A 15476-nucleotide genomic window follows, 5' to 3' on the forward strand; every position below is an offset into this window, starting at 1 on the left:
TGTGTGATTTGTGGGGTAGGTCCTGCGCGGATTCGCCGGGGGGTGGCGGGGTAGGTCAGATTGGCCGCATTTTTCACCGACGGGCAACGATCGTCACTGCACACGTCTTCCCACCTGCCGACGGATGGGGTAAGAATTGGCCCCGGCGAATGCTCGGTGAACTAACCATTCTGATCTGGCCCTGGCTGGTCGAATCGCTGATGCGCGAGGTGAGCAAATGGACGGTCCGCCCTCCTGCGCTGCCACGGACTCGATGGCTGCCCGGCAGTTCCGGCGGGAGCTACGCCGTTGGCGTACGCGCAACGGGTTGACCCAGCGCGCGCTCGCCGACCGGGTGCGGTTCAGCCGCGAGACGGTGGCGGCGGTCGAGTCGGGGCGCCGGTACGGCAGCCAGGAACTGGCCGTACGCTGCGACGAGGTGCTCGGTACCGGCGGGCTGCTCGCCGGGTTGTGGCCGCAGGTCGCGGCCGAGCAGCTCGCCGCCGACGGGCGCCGCGGGCCGCGTACCGGGGAGCCCGGCCAGCCGGTCGGGCCGGTACGGTCGGAGCCGCCCGGCGGCGCCGCGCCCGCGGTGGGCCGGTTCGAAGAGGACGATTCCGCCGCCGTCATCGCGGCAATCGACGAACTTCGCGAGTTGATTGATCGAATTCTCGGGGACCGGGTGCGGAATGATCTCCGTCGGCCGTCGGCGGAGTCACCGGAGCGGCACCCGAGCGGTGTCCAGCGTCGACGTCACTGAGGCGTCGGTCGATGAATTGTTACGTGATTATGGCCGAACTCCGCGCTCGGCCCGTGTCCTCGTGGTGCGGGCGGCTGTCGTGATGATCGGCGAGCCGGCAAAGCCGGGTACAGGTTCGGGTACAGATGCGGGTACGAGCTTTTTGTACCACGGTTAACCCTGTTCCTCACCCGCCACGTCCGGCGCAATGGGATTTGCCACCTGCAAGGTGCACATCGACACATGTCGACGAAACGTGGGAGTGAGAGTCGTGGCCCCAGGCATCAGAGCCCATGCGGCCCGGCCCCACCCGGCACGCCAGCGCGGCTGGAAGATCGCCTCGCGCATGCGGCTCATCGTGACCGCACCGCTGGTGGCCGTGGTCGGGTTCGCGGGGCTGGCGCTCGCCGACAGCGCGCGGCAGGCGCAGCGGGCGAGCGACCTGGGCGTGCTGACCCAGCTCGCCACCGACGCCGGGAGCCTCGCCCACCAGCTGCAACGCGAGCGGGCCGCCGCGGCCGACCTGCTCACCTCGGCCGGACCCCGTCAGCAGGACGCCTTCGCGCGGCAGACCGAGGAGACCGACGCGGCCGTGGCGCGCTACCGCGGGCAGCGCGACATCGCCCCCGACGTCTCGACCGGTACCGCCGCCGTGCTCGACCGGATCGACCGAGCCCTGACCGACCTGTCCCCGTTACGGGCCCAGGTACGTACCGCGGCGCACGCCTCCGTCTCGGCGATGACCTTCAGCTACCGCATCGTCATCGCCGACCTCATCGCCTACCGCGAGGCGACCGCGCAGGGCGTCACCTCGGCCGACGTCGCCGACGGCATCCGCGCGGCCGCGGCGCTCTCCAAGACCGCCGAGGCGGTCGGGCAGCAGCAGGTCGCGGTGCTGCGGGCGCTCGCCGCCGGGCAGCTCACCCCGGCGATGCAGCAGGACATCACCGCCTCCCGGGCCAGCCTCACCGAGTCGAGTCTGGCGTTCCTCGCCCTGGCCCGGCCGGTCTGGGCCGTCTGGTGGGAACAGGCCGGCAGCGGCGAGGAGGCGCTGGCCCTGCAACGGTTGCAGGACCAGGTGTCCCGGGCCCAGCCGGGCCGGCGGTTGCAGCTGAACGCGACCGAGTGGATCAACGCGACCCAGGCCTGGGCGACCCGGCTGCTCGACGTCCAGCAGCGGGTCGACGCCGAGGTGCTGGCCGGCGTGGACGGCGCGCGGGTCGACCAGCGCCGCCGGGCCATGTTCGAGGCCGGCGCGACCATCGCCGCGCTCGCGCTGACCGTGCTGGTGACCTGGGCGGTGGCCCGGCAGATCACCCGCCGGCTGCGCCGGCTGCGGGACGCGGCCAACGCCGTCGCGTTCAAGGAGCTGCCCGCGATGGTGGCCGAGCTGCGGCACGTGGACAGTTCCTCGATCGACCCGGAACGCCTCGCCGAGCAGAGCAGCTCCAGCCTGGAGACCTCCAGCGGCGACGAGATCGGCGAGGTCGGCCAGGCGTTCAACGCGGTGCACCGGGCGGCCGTACACACCGCCGCCGAGCAGGCCGTGATGCGGGCCAACACCGCCGACATCTTCATCCACCTCAGCCGGCGCGAGCAGCGGCTCGTGGACGCGGTACTGGCGCAGGTGGACCGGGTGGAGCGGGACGAGACCGACCCGGAACGGCTGCAGCAGCTCTACACGCTGGACAGCCTCGCCACCCGGATGGGCCGGATCAACGCCAGCCTGCTCGTGCTCGGCGGCGTCGGCGTGGGCCGGGTCCGGCACGAGGACGTACCGCTGCAGAAGGTGCTCCAGGCGGCGCTCTCCCAGATCGAGCACTACCAGCGGGTCCGCCTCGGCGTCGTGGACGGCGACGTGGCGGTGGTCTCGGACAGCGTGGACGAGGTGGTCCACCTGCTGGCCGAGCTGATGGACAACGCCACCATGTACTCCCCGCCGGAGACCGAGGCGTGGGTGACCGCGCGGGGCCTGGGCGACCGCGTGATCGTGCAGATCAGCGACGAGGGCGTGGGGCTCGCGCCACAGCGGCTCGCCCAGCTCAACGAGGTGCTGGCCCGGCCGCCCGCGATCGACGTGGCGGCGGTGCGCGCGATGGGCCTCGTCGTGGTCGGCCAGCTCGCCACCCGGCTCGGCGTCGAGGTCGAGCTGCGGCCGGGACCGAAGCTCGGCACCATCGCCGAGGTGGCGCTGCCGGCCAACCTGATCCGGCCGATCCCGCCCGACCCGCAGGTCCTCGCGCCCGGGCGGCTGACCCACCCGGCCCGGCCCGACACCCGCGCGCTGCCGGGGTACCCGGTCGTGGCGCCCCGCGACGGGCACCCCCAGCAGCCCCTCGGCTACCCGGTCGCGGCGCAGCCGGACGGCTACGCGGTCCGGGACGGGTACCCCGTGCCGGTACCCGTGGCCGGCGGCAACGGCGGCGACCCGCACCGCGGCGTCGCGCGCACCCCGGTCGCGCCGGTGTTCCGTCCGGCCAGCCCCGCGATACGGCCCGAGGACAACCCGACCGAGGAACTGGTCATCTACGAGCAGGTGAACAACTGGTTCCGGGCGGACCGCTCCGAGAGCGTGAGCGGCGAGTCCGACTGGCGCTCGCCCGCCGACGAGGGATGGCGCGCGGCCACCGAGGCGACGGCCCGGCCGGCGGTGGCCGAGACGACCAACTCCGGCCTGCCGATCCGGACACCGCAACGCAACCTCGTACCCGGCGCGATCACGACACCCGCGACCCAGCAGCCGCGCTCCGAGTACCGCGACCCCGGCCAGGTCTCCTCGGCCATGGCCGCGTACGCGCGTGGGGTGGCCGGCCGCCGCACCAACCCGAGCCTGGTCAACGCCTCGGCCAAACCCGACGCCACAGGGAGTACTGCGTGACGAACCAACGAGACCTCGGCTGGATGCTGGACAGCTTCGCCCAGCGGGCGCCCGACGTCAGCCACGCCATCGCGATCTCCAGCGACGGCCTGATGGTGGCCGCCACCCGCAACCTGCCACCGGACCGGGCCGACCAGCTCGCCGCGACCGGCAGCGGCCTGGTCAGCCTGCTCCGGGGCGCGGCGGCCTTCTTCGACGCCGGCGCGGTGATCTCGAACGTCACCCAGCTCGAGGGCGGATTCATGTTCTCGATGGCGTTCAACGACGGGGCGTCCCTGCTGGTCCTCGCCACCCCCACCTGCGACGTCGGCAAGGTCTCGTACGAGATGACCGAGCTGGCGAACCGGATCGGAGACCTGCTCACCCCCGCGGCCCGCGCCGCGGTGGTACCGGGCCGCTGATCCGCCCACCGGCACGCGCGCCGGAGACCTCATCACCCCCTTCCCTGGAGAAAACCCATGCCTTTCACCGTCGATAGGTCAAGCCGCCGAACCCCGCACCGGATCCGTCGCGCCCTGCCGGCGCTGTTGCTCGCCACCGGGCTGGTGGTCAGCGCCACCGCCTGCAACAACGCCAGCCAGGGCGCCGGCGCGGCCGGAACTCTGAAGATCGGGCTGCTCGCCTCGCTCTCCGGCACGTACGAGGCCGTCGGTACCGAGCTGCGCGACGGCTTCCAGCTCTACCTCAACACGCACGGCGGCAAGCTCGGCGGTCACAAGATCGAGCTGGTGGTCGCGGACGAGGGCAACGGCGCGCCGACGGCCGTACCGGCCGCGACCAAGCTCATCAAGCAGGACAAGGTGCACGCGCTGACCGGCATCGTCGGCGGTGGCTCGATGGCGGCGGTCACCCCGCTGCTGACCGAGGCCAAGATCCCGTTCGTCGGCTCGAACGGCCGTCCGGAGCTCAAGGACGTGAGCCGGATCTGGCACACCTCGTACCTGTCCGAGGAGCCCGGCGCCGCGATCGCCCAGTACGTCCGCGACAACGTGCAGGGCAGCGTCTACGCGATCGGCCCGGACTACCAGGGCGGCTGGGACGAGTTGAAGGGCTTCACCGACGCGTTCGCCAAGGTCGGCGGGAAGCTCGCCAACCCGGACGGCAAGACCCGGTTCACGCCGTTCCCGGCGACGACCAACTTCACCCCGTACTTCGCGCAGATCAAGGCCTCCGGCGCCAGCGCGGTCTACACCTTCTACGCCGGCACCGCGGCGGTCGACTTCGTCAAGCAGTACGCCCAGTCCGAGATCAAGAACCTGCCGCTCTACGCCGCCGGCTTCCTCACCGAGGGCGGGGTGCTCAACGCCCAGGGCGACGCGGCACGCAACATCTACTCGGTGCTGAACTACTCGCCGGACCTCGACAACGCCGAGAACCGCTCCTTCGTGGCGGCCTGGAAGGCCGACCACGACGGCTCGCCCACCACCTACGCGATGGCCTCGTACGACGCCGCCGCGGTGCTGGACAAGGCGATCGGCGCGGCCGGGGCCAACCCGACCCCCGAGAAGATCAACGAGGCGATCGCCGGGTTGGGCCAGATCGACAGCCCACGGGGCACCTGGCAGTTCTCCAAGAAGACCCACTCGCCCGTGCAGAAGTGGTACCTGCGCCAGGTGCGCCAGGACGGGCGGGCGCTCTCCAACACGGTCGTCACCGACCTGGCCACCGTGGGCGAATGACGATCGGTGCGGCGAGCATGCCAGGCCCACTCGACGCGTACCTGATCCCGGCGCTCGACGGCGTCGCCTTCGGGCTGCTCCTCTTCGTCGCGGCGGCCGGACTGGTGTTCTGCTTCGGGGTGGCCGACATCCTCAACCTGGCGCACGGGACGCTGTACGCGATCGGCGCGTACACCGCCGCCGCGCTGACCGACGGGGGCTGGGGCGGGCTGCTGCTCGCCCTGGCCGTCGGGGTCGCGGCGGCGGCCGGCGCCGGCGGGGTGCTCGCCGGGATGCTCGCCCCGGTCCGCCGGGGCGACCACCTCACCCAGGCGCTGCTGACCTTCGGCGTCGCGCTGGCCGGCGGGAGCCTGCTGGTCAGCGCGTTCGGGCCGGACAGCCTGCCGGTGCGGATCCCGGCCGCGCTGGACGGTTCGGTCGTCGTCGCCGGTCACCGGTACGCGGCGTACCGGCTGGTCTTCATCGGCGTCGCGGCACTGCTCGCCGTGCTGCTCTACCTGGTGGTGGCGCGCACCCGCGCCGGGATGCTGGTCCGCGCGGCCGTCGACGACGCCGAGATGCTCGCCAGCCTCGGGGTGAACCCCGCCTGGGTCCGCGTCGGCGTGCTCACCGCGGCCGGCGCGCTGGCCGGCGCGGCGGGTGTGCTCGGCGCACCGATCATCGGTCCGGCCCCGACCACGGCCGAGACCATCCTGCTGCTCTCGCTCGTGATCGTCGTGCTGGGCGGGCTCGGCTCCGTCGGCGGCACCCTGCTCGCCGCGCTCGCCGTCGGCGAGATCCAGACGCTCGGGGTGGCGCTGGCCCCGACGGCGGCGCCGTTCCTGCTCTTCGCCGCCATGATCGTCGTGCTCGCGGTACGGTCGCGCGGGCTGTTCCGGCGCTGGAGGACGGCGTGAGGCGCGGCCTGCCCCGACCGCTGATGCGGGCCGTGGCGGTCGGCGCGGTGCTCGCCGCCGTCGCCGCGCCCTGGCTGGTCGACGACTACACCACCGCGCTGCTGGCGCGCACGCTGCTGCTCGGCCTGGTCGGCGTGAGCGTCGCGCTGCTCACCGGGGTCGCCGGGCTGCCCACGCTGGGACAGACCGCGCCCTTCGCCGCCGGGGCGTACGCCGGCGCGGCGCTGAGCCTGCACACCGGGTCGGTCGGGGTGGTGCAGCTCGCCGCCGGCGCGGCGGTCGGCGCGGCCTTCGCACTGGTCACCGTGCCGCTGGTGGTCTACGCCCGGGGCGTGGTGGTACTGATGATCACGTTGGCGATCGGTGAGCTGGCCGTCGTCGCCGCGAACCGATGGCGCTCGGTGACCGGCGGCACCGACGGGCTGTACGGCATGCCGTCGGCCCCGCCGGTCTGGGGGCTGCCGGTGCTCGACACCGAGCGGGCCCGCTACCTCTACGTCCTCGTCGTCGTGGCGATCGTCGCCGGCGTGACGCTGGCGGTGCTGCGCACCCCCGCGGGCCTGCTGCTGCGGGCCAGCCGCGACGACGAGGCCCGGATGCGGGCCAGCGGTCACGGGGTCACCGGCTACTTCGCCGTCGCCTACCTCGCCGCCGGGGCGATCGCCGGTACCGCCGGGTCGCTGCTGGTCACCGCGCAGCAGTACGTCTCGCCGGCCGACTTCGGCTTCGAGATCTCCGCCCTGCTGCTGCTCGGCGTGGTGATCGGCGGTACCGCCTCGATCGGCGGCGCCATCGCCGGCACCGCGCTGGTCGTCGTGGCCCGGGACTGGCTCTCCGGGCTGCTGCCGGGACACGCGCCGCTGGTGCTCGGCGTGCTCTTCGTGCTCACCGCGTACCTGCTGCCGCGCGGGGTGGCCGGGCTGCTCGGCGACGGTCGCGGGCTCACCTGGCTCGCCGGGCGCCGGCGATCCGGGGCCCGGCCGGCGGGGGAGCGCACCGCCGTGCCCGGTGCCGACGCGGCCGGCGACGCCACCGAGTCCCGGAGGGTCAGCGCATGACGGCCGACAGCCTGCTCAGCGCCGACGGCCTGCGCCGCCGGTACGGGTCGCTGACCGCGGTGGACGGGATCGACCTGCGCGTCGCCCCCGGCGAACGCCGGGCGCTGATCGGCCCGAACGGGGCCGGCAAGACGACCCTGCTCAACCTCGTGGGCGGCGCCGTCCGCCCCGACCGGGGTCGGATCCACTTCGCCGGGCGGGACGTCACCCGGCTCGGCCCGGCCCGCCGGGCCCGGCTCGGCATCGGCCGCATCCACCAGCGTCCGGCGGTCTGGCCCTCGCTGACCGCGCTGGACAACGTCGTGGTCGCCGCCTGGCGGTACGCGGGCGGTTTCCGCCGCGCGTTCACGCCACGGCGCTACGACACCCTGCTCCGGGCGCCCGCCCGGGAACTGCTCGACCGGCTCGGGCTGGCGGCCGACGCCGGCACCACCGCCGCGCACCTCTCGCACGGCCAGCGTCGCCAGTTGGAGATCGCGATGGCGCTGGCCGGCAAGCCGCGGCTGCTGCTCCTCGACGAACCGGCGGCCGGGCTCGCCGCCGCCGACGTGCACCGGCTCGTCGACCTGCTGGCGCGGCTGCCGCGCACCGTCTCGGTGCTGCTGGTCGAGCACCGGCTCGACCTCGTCTACGAGCTGGCCGACGCGGTGACCGTGCTGGCCGACGGGCGGCACGTGGTCAGCGGTACGCCGGCGGAGATCCGGGCGTCGCGGGCGGTCCGCGACGCGTACGCCGAGGCGGCGAAGTGATGTTGCGGATCGGGCGGGTCTCGGCGGGGTACGACGGCGGTACGGTGCTGCACGAGGTCGACCTGCACATCGCCGCCGGGACGGTGCAAGCGCTGGTCGGGCGCAACGGCGCCGGCAAGAGCACCCTGGTGCACGTGGTCGCGGGCCTGCTGCGTCCGTACCGCGGGGTGGTCGAGGTCGGCGGCGTGGACCTGGCCGGGCAGCCGGCCCACCGGGTCGGCCGGGCGGGCGTGGGGCTGGTACCGCAGGGCCGGCGGGTCTTCCCCCGACTCACCGTGGCCGAGCACCTCACCCTGGCCGCGGGCGGCCGGGGTCGCGCGGCCGGTGCCGGCGTGACCTGGAGCGTTCCCCGGGTCCTGGAACTCCTGCCGCGGCTCGGCGAGCGCCTGCGGCACCGCGGCAACCAGCTCTCCGGCGGGGAGCAGCAGATGTTGGCGATCGCCCGGGCGCTGTTGACCCAGCCCCGGGTCCTGCTCCTTGACGAACCCTCCGAAGGACTCGCCCCCGACCTGGCGGCGCGGGTCCGGGAGCTCGTCGCCGGCCTGGCCACCGCCGGGTTGACCGTGCTCCTGGTCGAACAGCAGCTGTCCCACGCGATCGAGGTCGCCGACCGGATCGCGGTACTGGACTACGGCCGGGTCGTCTTCGACGGCTCGGCGGACGCGGTACGCGCCGACCCCGCACCGGTCGAGGCGCTGCTCAGCATCGCGAGCGAATCCCTCACGGCCGGATCCAGCACCACGGCCGGATCCACCACCACGGCGCCTCGCTGACCGGCGCCCGCACGGCACCGCCCGTCGTACCGGAACCCCCGAGCGGGGTCCCGGCGATGGGCGCTGCGCACCACGCGCCCGTACCGGCCGGACCGTCGGTGGGTACCCGCGCGCCACCCCTCAAGCGTTACCCGGAGGTAACCGATCATGTCGATCGCCCGTGTGAAGTCCGAATACTCGTTCTCCAACCGGTCGCCCGAGGCGGACGCCCAGCTCGGCACGCTCGAATCGTTCCTCGACCCGATAACCGCCGACCGGCTCGCCGAGCCGGTGCTGACCCCGGGGGCCCGCTGCTGGGAGCTGGGGGCGGGCGGCGGCTCGGTGGCCCGGCTGATGGCCCGTACCGTCGGCCCGGCCGGCCGCGTCATCGCCACCGACATCGACCCGTCGCACCTGGCCCCCGCCGCGAACCTCGCGGTACGCCGGCACGACGTGCGCAACGATCCGCCGGTGGGGGAGTCCTTCGACCTCATCCACGCGCGCCTCGTCCTGCTGCACCTGCCCGAGCGCCAGCGGGTGCTGCGCGAGCTGACCCGGGCCCTCGCCCCGGGCGGGTGGCTGGTCGTCGAGGAGTTCGACTGCACCGTCCCGCTGCGCGTGCTGACCGCCCCGACCGACGCCGCCGCGAAGCTGTTCCAGCAGGTCACCGAGACCATGCTCGGCATACTTCAGGAGCGCGGCGCGGACCTGGGCTGGGCCCAGAACGTGCACACCGAGATGGCCCAGGCCGGCCTCACCGACATCGACACCATCACCTACTCGGAGAGCTGGGCGGGCGGCGAGTCCGGGGTGTCGCTGCACGAGGTGAACTCGCGCCAGCTGGAACCGCAGCTGATCGCGGCGGGCCTGTCGCGCGGGCAGCTGGACGACTTCCGGAAGCTGACCCGGGATCCCGAGTTCTCCTGCCTGTCGTACCAGTTCGTCTCGACCCGCGGCCGTCGGCCGTTCGCGTAGCCGCCGGCGGCCCGGCGGCTCCCCGCCGGGCGGCTACCGCCGGCGCTCGTCGAGGACCGACTCCAGGCTCCGAGGTGCGTGCCTCCGCCAGGCGAACTCGATCAACTGGTCGAGCCGCCTGGTGGGGGCGACCGCCACCTCGATGCGTACCCCGACCAGATCCGGGCCGTGCCACAGCTCCGTGTAGACCGCCGGATCCTCGTTGACCATGTCGCGCACCACCGCCTCGTCGACGAAGGCGACCGCGTGCGCCCCGCCCGGCAGGACCTCGGCGAAGACGCTGCCCTGCACCGTGAAGAGCGTCCGGCCGGAACGCGTCTGCTCCTGCGCCTCCGGCAGGGCCAGCGCGGCCCGGCGTACCTCGGCGACCTCGGCCATGGCTCGCAGAGTAGACGCCGCGGCGGTCGGCCGGTGGGGTATCGCGACCATTCACCCACCCGGGTCGACGCCTCGCCGATCTAGGGCAAATCGTGGTGATTGGAGATCAGGTCACGAGGATTTGCCCTAGATCGACGGAGCTGGTCGCGGGGGACGGGGCTACGCCCCGGGCACGGTCCACTTCTGGTTGGCGGCGCCCGTGCAGCTCCAGATCTGCAGCGGCGTACCGTCGGTCGAGGTGTTGCCGGTGACGTCGAGGCACTTGTCCGCCTGCGGGTTCACGAGGTCCCGTCCGGAGGTGTATGTCCACTGCTGCGCGGCGCTGCCGTTGCAGCCGTAGAGCTGCACCCGGGTGCCGTTGGTGGTGGCACCGCCGGCCACGTCCAGGCACTTGCCGAGGGCCCGCAGCGTACCGTCGGCCGCCCGGGTCCACTGCTGCGCGGCGCTGCCGTTGCAGCCGTAGAGCTGCACGGTGGTGCCGTCGGCCGGGTTGGCGCCGGCCACGTCGACGCACTTGCCGCCGAGCCCGGTGATCTGGCCGGTGCCGCCGCCCGGCGGGGGAGTGCCGCCGCCGGGGGTGCCGCTCCAGGTGAAGGTCGCCGAGGTCTTGGCCGGCAGGGTGTACGTGAACGACTGGTTCCCCCAGTTGACCTTGATCGACTGGGCACCGCCGGTGTTGTTGTACGCGATCAGCGCCTTCGAGCCGTCCGGGTTCTTCCAGGCGACGTTCGGTACCGAGCCGTTGGCGGTGGAGTCGATCCGATAGGCGCCCGGCTTCACGAACTTGGTCAGGTGGCCCATCGTGTAGTACTCGACGGTGTAGTCGACCTGCCCGTGCCGGCCGTCGCCGTTGTGCACGGTGACCAGCCCGGTGCAGACGTCGCAGCCGCCGTTGTGCGGGTTCATGCTCTGGTCCATCGCGAGGCTCCACTTGATCCAGCTACGGTCCCAGTTGCGGGTGTAGTCGATCAGGTTGAGCATGTCCTCGGTCTGCTGGTTGCCGATCCACATGCCGCCCGAGTGCTCGGTCATGTACGCGTTGACGTTCGGGTACTGGTTGTGCACCTCGGTCTGCTTGCTGACGTTGCCGCCGTACCCGTGCCAGGCGATGCCGCCGAAGAGCGGGTCGTTGCGGATCGCCGGGTCGTTGACCAGCGGCGCGGCCCACTGGTCGTACGCGTCCCAGTTCCAGTCGTGCACCAGCACCTTCGTCGTGATCCCCGCGTTGCGGAACGCGGGGTACAGGTGGTTCTTCGTGAACTCCTGCAACCCCGAGGCGTTCCACTGCATCGAGGGGTAGCTGGAGCAGCAGGTCGGCTCGTTCTGCGGGGTCACGTAGTCGACCCGTACGCCCTGGGCCGCGTAGCCCTGCACGTATTTGGCGAAGTACTGCGCGTAGGTCGGGTAGTACTGCCACTGCAGCCAGCCCTGGTTGTAGGCGTTGTTGTCCTTCATCCACGGCGGCGCGGTCCAGGGCGAGGCCATCACCTTGAGCGCCGGGTTGAGGGTCTTGGCCTGCTTGGTCAGGGCCAGTACGTCGGCGTCCCGGGTGAGGGAGAAGTCGTTGAGGTCGCAGCAGGTGTCGTCGTACGTGTAGCTGAACCGGGCCAGGTCGGAGGCGCCCATCGGGTTGCGGGTGAAGCTGAGCCCGATGCCGTTGACCGGGTCGAACAGGTTGCGCATGACGGTGTCGCGGGTGCTGGCGCTGAGGATGCCGCTGCCGCGCAGCAGCCACGCGGCGCTGTCGGTGAAGGAGGCGCCGGCCCCCTCGAACTGCTGGTACGTGGTGTTCTCGTTGACCGTGACGGTCTGGTTGGCGGCGGGGCTGCTGGCCGCGAACGCGATCGGGCTCTGCTGCTGCAACCCCCGGGTGACGGTACGGCCGCCGGCGTCCGAGGTGGTGGTCAGCCAGATGTTGACCGGCTCGTTGGCGGCCAGCGCCGCCGGGGCGTCGAGCACGGCGGTGCCGGCGGCGACCAGGCAGCCGGCGAGCAGGCCGGCCAGCACGGCGCGCCGCGGCGCGGGTCGCCGGCGGGCGGGGAACGGGACGGCTGGGGGACTCGTCGTGGTGGGCACGGGCTCTCCCTTTCTCGCGGGGGGCGCGCGGCGCGGGGGTCGCGACCCGGCGCCGGGGGCCGCGTCGCCGCGCGGTGCGGTGCGGGTATGTCCTGGTGGGGCCGGCCGCGCCGCCGCGCTCGACCGGGCCCGGGGGACCGAGGGTGCCGGCCCGGCCCGCCCGCGCCGCCGGGCCGGCTCGGGGGACACCCCCGGAACATCGATGGTGGTGATGAGACAACACCAGAACGCGCGTAATTGCAAGGTTTGTTTAGGGAAACGGATTCGTTATCTGCCGGTTATTGACGTGCCGCAGGTCACTCCGGTTGACTCGGCCCCGGAACCGCTTCCGAAACCGGTTCCGTACGAGCCGTTAACCAGGCTGACACGAGGAGATCCGCGTGCCGATCACCATCGCCGACGTGGCGGCGCGGGCCGGGGTCAGCAAGACGACGGTCTCCCGGGTCCTCAACGGGCGCGGCGAACTCGACCAGGAGACCGCCGCCCGCGTCCGGCGGGTGATCGAGGAACTGGGCTACGTACCGAGCGCCCGCGCGGTCGGCCTGGCCCGGGGGCGCACCTGCATCGTCGGGATGCTGGTCCCCTCCCTGACCTGGCCGTGGATGGGCGAGGTGCTGCAGGGCGCCGTCGACGTGGTGGAGAGCGCGGGCTACGGGCTGCTGCTGTTCACCTGCAACCGCGGCGAGGAGTCGATGCGGCAGTTCGCCTCGCAGGTCTCGGCGCAGTCGTTCGACGGGCTCCTGGTGATCGAGCCCGAGGGGACCCTCGACTACATCACCGAGCTGCACCGCGGCGGCCTGCCGGTGGTCCTCATCGACGACCGCGCGCACCAGCCGCTCTTCCCGTCCGTGGCCACCACCAACCACCTCGGCGGCGAGTCGGCCGCCCGGCACCTGCTCGAACTCGGCCGGCGCCGCCCGCTCGTGATCACCGGTATCGAGGCGTTCGGCTGTACCCAGGAGCGGCTGGCCGGCTTCGGCGAGGCGTACGCCGAGGCCGGACTCCCCCTCGACCCCCGCCTCGTCGTCGAGGGGGACTTCACCTTCGAGTCCGGGCGGCTCGCCGTCCGGCAACGGCTCGAAGAGGGGCTCGACTTCGACGCCGTCTTCGCCCACAACGACCTCTCCGCGGCCGGCGCCATGCAGGCCATCCGCGAGTCGGGTCGCACCGTGCCCGGGGATGTCGCGGTCGTCGGCTTCGACGACATCCCGTACGCGTCGCACACCGAGCCGCCGCTGACCACCGTGCACCAGCCGATGCGCGAGATGGGCGAGGCGGCGGCCCGGATGCTGATGTCGTACTTCGAGGGCGTGCCGCTGCCGGACGCCCCCGACGTCATACCCACCACCCTGATCGTCAGGGGCTCGACCCGAGCGCCCTGAGCCACCACCCGGCCGGCCCGACCGGCCGGCGTCTCCACCAGCGCAACCACCGGCGACGGACCGCGGCGTACCCCGTCGTGTGCCTCGCCGTACCCCTGCTCCTGTCGTAGATCCCCTCGCACCACACCCACCATCACCGGGAGGAATACATGCGCGTCAGACGTACCCTCGCGCTCGCCCTCGCGAGCGTGACCGCGATCGGGGTGCTCGCCGCCTGCGGCGACAGCCCGAACGCGAACAAGGGCGCGAACGGCAACCCGAGCGTGCTCACCGTCGGCATGCCCAACGGTCCGCAGACCGAGAACCACAACCCGTTCCTGGAGTCCTCGTCCGGGGCCTCGCTCGGGTACCGGTGGATGATCTACGAGCCGCTGGCGATGTTCAACGCGATCCGCCCCTCGGAACCGGGCAAGCCGTGGCTGGCCAGCAAGTTCGAGTGGTCCACCGACTACAAGACGCTGACGGTGACCGCGCGCGACAACGTGAAGTGGAACGACGGCCAGGCGTTCACGGCCGACGACATCGCCTTCACCTTCGACCTGATCAAGAAGACGGACGCGCTGAACATCTTCGCCATCCCGTGGGGCGACATCACCACGAGCGGCAACACCGTGAAGGTCACCTTCACCTCGCCGCAGTTCGTCAACCAGGTCAAGATCCTGACCCGTACCCCGATGGTGCCCAAGCACATCTGGTCCGCCGTCAAGGACCCGACCACCGAGATCAACAAGAACCCGGTCGGTACCGGCCCGTACACCCTGAAGTCCTTCACCCCGCAGTCCACCGTCCTGCAGCTGCGCGACAGCTACTGGCAGGAGCTGCCGAAGGTCAAGGAGCTGCGCTACACCTCGTACGCCGACAACAACGCGCAGACCACGGCCCTGGCCAACGGCTCGGCCGAGTGGAGCTTCGTCTTCATCCCGAACTACAAGACGGTCTACGTCGACAAGGACCCGAAGAACAACAAGGTCTTCCCGGCGCCGGTCATCGGCGTGCACGGCCTGTGGTTCAACACGACGAAGAAGCCGCTGGACAACCCGGCGCTGCGCCGGGCGATCGACATGGTGATCAACCGGAACGACATCTTCGTGCAGGCGGAGGCCGGCTGGTTCCACCCCGAGGTCACCTCGGTGACCGGCATCCCGACGCCGGCCGGTGAGTCCTTCATCGCGCCGGAGTACAAGGGCCAGAACCACAAGGTCGACGTCGAGGGCGCCAAGACGCTGCTGACCGGCGCCGGCTTCAAGCTGGACGGCAACGTGCTGAAGGACCCGACCGGCAAGCCGGTCGAGCTGACCCTGACCGACCCCGCCGGCTGGTCCGACTACCAGACCAGCCTGGAGATCGTCCGGGACAACCTCTCCACCATCGGCATCAAGGCCACCGTGGACAAGGCCAACCAGGAGGCCTGGCAGAAGAACGTCGAGGAGGGGAACTTCGACGCCACCTTCCGCTGGACCAACGGCGGCGCCACCCCGTACGACCTGTACCAGACGGTCATGGACGGCGCGCTGCTGAAGCCGGTCGGCACGCCGTCGCCGCAGGGCAACTTCGGCCGGTTCAACAGCCCCGAGGCGACCAAGGCGCTGCGTGACTACGCCAACGCCACGGACGAGGCCGCCCGCACCGCGGCGATGAACACGCTGCAGAAGATCTTCGTCGAGCAGATGCCGATGTCCCCGGTCGGCGCGGACAACGCCGGTGGCGCCTACGTCACGAAGAACTGGGTGGGTTGGCCGGACGAGCAGAACCCGTACGCGCCGGCACAGCCGACCCAGCCGAACGCGGTCGACGTCGTGCTGCACCTCAAGCCCGCTTCCTGACCCCGACCGCGCCGTCTCCCCCTTCGTCGGCACCGGCATGGACAGCATCAGACCGTGTCGTCACACAAATTTCAACCGACTTTTCCGGGCAGTACACCTAGCGCGTGGCGCT

At 72.1% G+C, this 15476-nt stretch carries 13 protein-coding genes; 11 read left to right on the forward strand and 2 right to left on the reverse strand.

What is annotated here, in order from left to right:
• Nucleotides 1–217: 217 nt before the first annotated feature.
• From AB0J86_RS19040 to AB0J86_RS19080, 9 genes are all read left to right on the forward strand, one after another.
• On the forward strand, nucleotides 218–739 hold the full coding sequence (locus AB0J86_RS19040) for a helix-turn-helix transcriptional regulator (RefSeq protein WP_363858740.1): 522 nt from the start codon (nucleotides 218–220) through the stop codon (nucleotides 737–739).
• Between the two features lie 325 nt (nucleotides 740–1064).
• Complete coding sequence (locus AB0J86_RS19045; RefSeq protein ID WP_363858742.1) at nucleotides 1065–3596, forward strand: nitrate- and nitrite sensing domain-containing protein; 2532 nt, start codon at nucleotides 1065–1067, stop codon at nucleotides 3594–3596.
• Entirely contained in the window at nucleotides 3593–3997 is a 405-nt protein-coding gene (locus tag AB0J86_RS19050) for a roadblock/LC7 domain-containing protein (RefSeq protein WP_363858744.1), read from the forward strand. Before AB0J86_RS19045 ends, AB0J86_RS19050 begins: the two co-directional genes overlap by 4 nt.
• A 57-nt stretch (nucleotides 3998–4054) precedes the next feature.
• The gene (locus tag AB0J86_RS19055; protein ID WP_363858746.1) at nucleotides 4055–5275 is read left to right on the forward strand and encodes an ABC transporter substrate-binding protein; all 1221 of its coding nucleotides are present in this window, start codon (nucleotides 4055–4057) and stop codon (nucleotides 5273–5275) included.
• Nucleotides 5272–6171 (forward strand): branched-chain amino acid ABC transporter permease, encoded by a 900-nt coding sequence (locus tag AB0J86_RS19060; protein WP_363858748.1) that lies wholly within the window; start codon nucleotides 5272–5274, stop codon nucleotides 6169–6171. The genes AB0J86_RS19055 and AB0J86_RS19060 overlap by 4 nt, the downstream gene beginning before the upstream one ends.
• Entirely contained in the window at nucleotides 6168–7229 is a 1062-nt protein-coding gene (locus AB0J86_RS19065) for a branched-chain amino acid ABC transporter permease (RefSeq protein WP_363858750.1), read from the forward strand. Before AB0J86_RS19060 ends, AB0J86_RS19065 begins: the two co-directional genes overlap by 4 nt.
• Nucleotides 7226–7978 (forward strand): ABC transporter ATP-binding protein, encoded by a 753-nt coding sequence (locus AB0J86_RS19070; protein ID WP_363858752.1) that lies wholly within the window; start codon nucleotides 7226–7228, stop codon nucleotides 7976–7978. Before AB0J86_RS19065 ends, AB0J86_RS19070 begins: the two co-directional genes overlap by 4 nt.
• A complete protein-coding gene (locus AB0J86_RS19075; protein ID WP_363858829.1) occupies nucleotides 7978–8751 on the forward strand; it encodes an ABC transporter ATP-binding protein in 774 nt (257 codons plus the stop codon). Before AB0J86_RS19070 ends, AB0J86_RS19075 begins: the two co-directional genes overlap by 1 nt.
• A 147-nt stretch (nucleotides 8752–8898) precedes the next feature.
• Complete coding sequence (locus AB0J86_RS19080) at nucleotides 8899–9705, forward strand: methyltransferase domain-containing protein (RefSeq protein ID WP_363858754.1); 807 nt, start codon at nucleotides 8899–8901, stop codon at nucleotides 9703–9705.
• A 33-nt stretch (nucleotides 9706–9738) separates the two neighbouring features.
• Here the strand turns inward: AB0J86_RS19080 and AB0J86_RS19085 are convergent, their stop codons facing one another.
• Together AB0J86_RS19085 and AB0J86_RS19090 are read right to left on the reverse strand one after the other, a co-directional pair.
• A complete protein-coding gene (locus AB0J86_RS19085) occupies nucleotides 9739–10083 on the reverse strand; it encodes a hypothetical protein (protein WP_363858756.1) in 345 nt (114 codons plus the stop codon).
• 159 nt (nucleotides 10084–10242) lie between these two features.
• Nucleotides 10243–12159, reverse strand: coding sequence for a ricin-type beta-trefoil lectin domain protein (locus AB0J86_RS19090; protein ID WP_363858758.1), 1917 nt, complete (start codon nucleotides 12157–12159; stop codon nucleotides 10243–10245).
• Between the two features lie 380 nt (nucleotides 12160–12539).
• Between AB0J86_RS19090 and AB0J86_RS19095 the strand changes: the two genes are divergently transcribed.
• Both AB0J86_RS19095 and AB0J86_RS19100 read left to right on the forward strand, forming a co-directional pair.
• Nucleotides 12540–13541, forward strand: a complete 1002-nt coding sequence (locus AB0J86_RS19095; RefSeq protein ID WP_363858761.1) for a LacI family DNA-binding transcriptional regulator — start codon at nucleotides 12540–12542, stop codon at nucleotides 13539–13541.
• Nucleotides 13542–13690: 149 nt separating this feature from the next.
• A complete protein-coding gene (locus AB0J86_RS19100) occupies nucleotides 13691–15364 on the forward strand; it encodes an ABC transporter substrate-binding protein (RefSeq protein ID WP_363858763.1) in 1674 nt (557 codons plus the stop codon).
• The last annotated feature ends 112 nt before the right edge of the window (nucleotides 15365–15476 follow it).

The organism is Micromonospora sp. NPDC049559 (assembly GCF_040676675.1).
In the GTDB taxonomy this organism is placed as follows: domain Bacteria; phylum Actinomycetota; class Actinomycetes; order Mycobacteriales; family Micromonosporaceae; genus JBFAPK01.

Excerpts from the sequence above, each read along its gene's own strand:
- AB0J86_RS19040 (WP_363858740.1), top strand. The coding sequence starts at position 218 with ATGGACGGTCCGCCCTCCTGCGCTGCCACGGACTCGATGGCTGCCCGG.
- AB0J86_RS19045 (WP_363858742.1), top strand. The coding sequence starts at position 1,065 with ATGCGGCTCATCGTGACCGCACCGCTGGTGGCCGTGGTCGGGTTCGCG.
- AB0J86_RS19055 (WP_363858746.1), top strand. The coding sequence starts at position 4,055 with ATGCCTTTCACCGTCGATAGGTCAAGCCGCCGAACCCCGCACCGGATC.
- AB0J86_RS19060 (WP_363858748.1), top strand. The coding sequence starts at position 5,272 with ATGACGATCGGTGCGGCGAGCATGCCAGGCCCACTCGACGCGTACCTG.
- AB0J86_RS19070 (WP_363858752.1), top strand. The coding sequence starts at position 7,226 with ATGACGGCCGACAGCCTGCTCAGCGCCGACGGCCTGCGCCGCCGGTAC.
- AB0J86_RS19075 (WP_363858829.1), top strand. The coding sequence starts at position 7,978 with ATGTTGCGGATCGGGCGGGTCTCGGCGGGGTACGACGGCGGTACGGTG.
- AB0J86_RS19080 (WP_363858754.1), top strand. The coding sequence starts at position 8,899 with ATGTCGATCGCCCGTGTGAAGTCCGAATACTCGTTCTCCAACCGGTCG.
- AB0J86_RS19085 (WP_363858756.1), bottom strand. The coding sequence starts at position 10,083 with ATGGCCGAGGTCGCCGAGGTACGCCGGGCCGCGCTGGCCCTGCCGGAG.
- AB0J86_RS19100 (WP_363858763.1), top strand. The coding sequence starts at position 13,691 with ATGCGCGTCAGACGTACCCTCGCGCTCGCCCTCGCGAGCGTGACCGCG.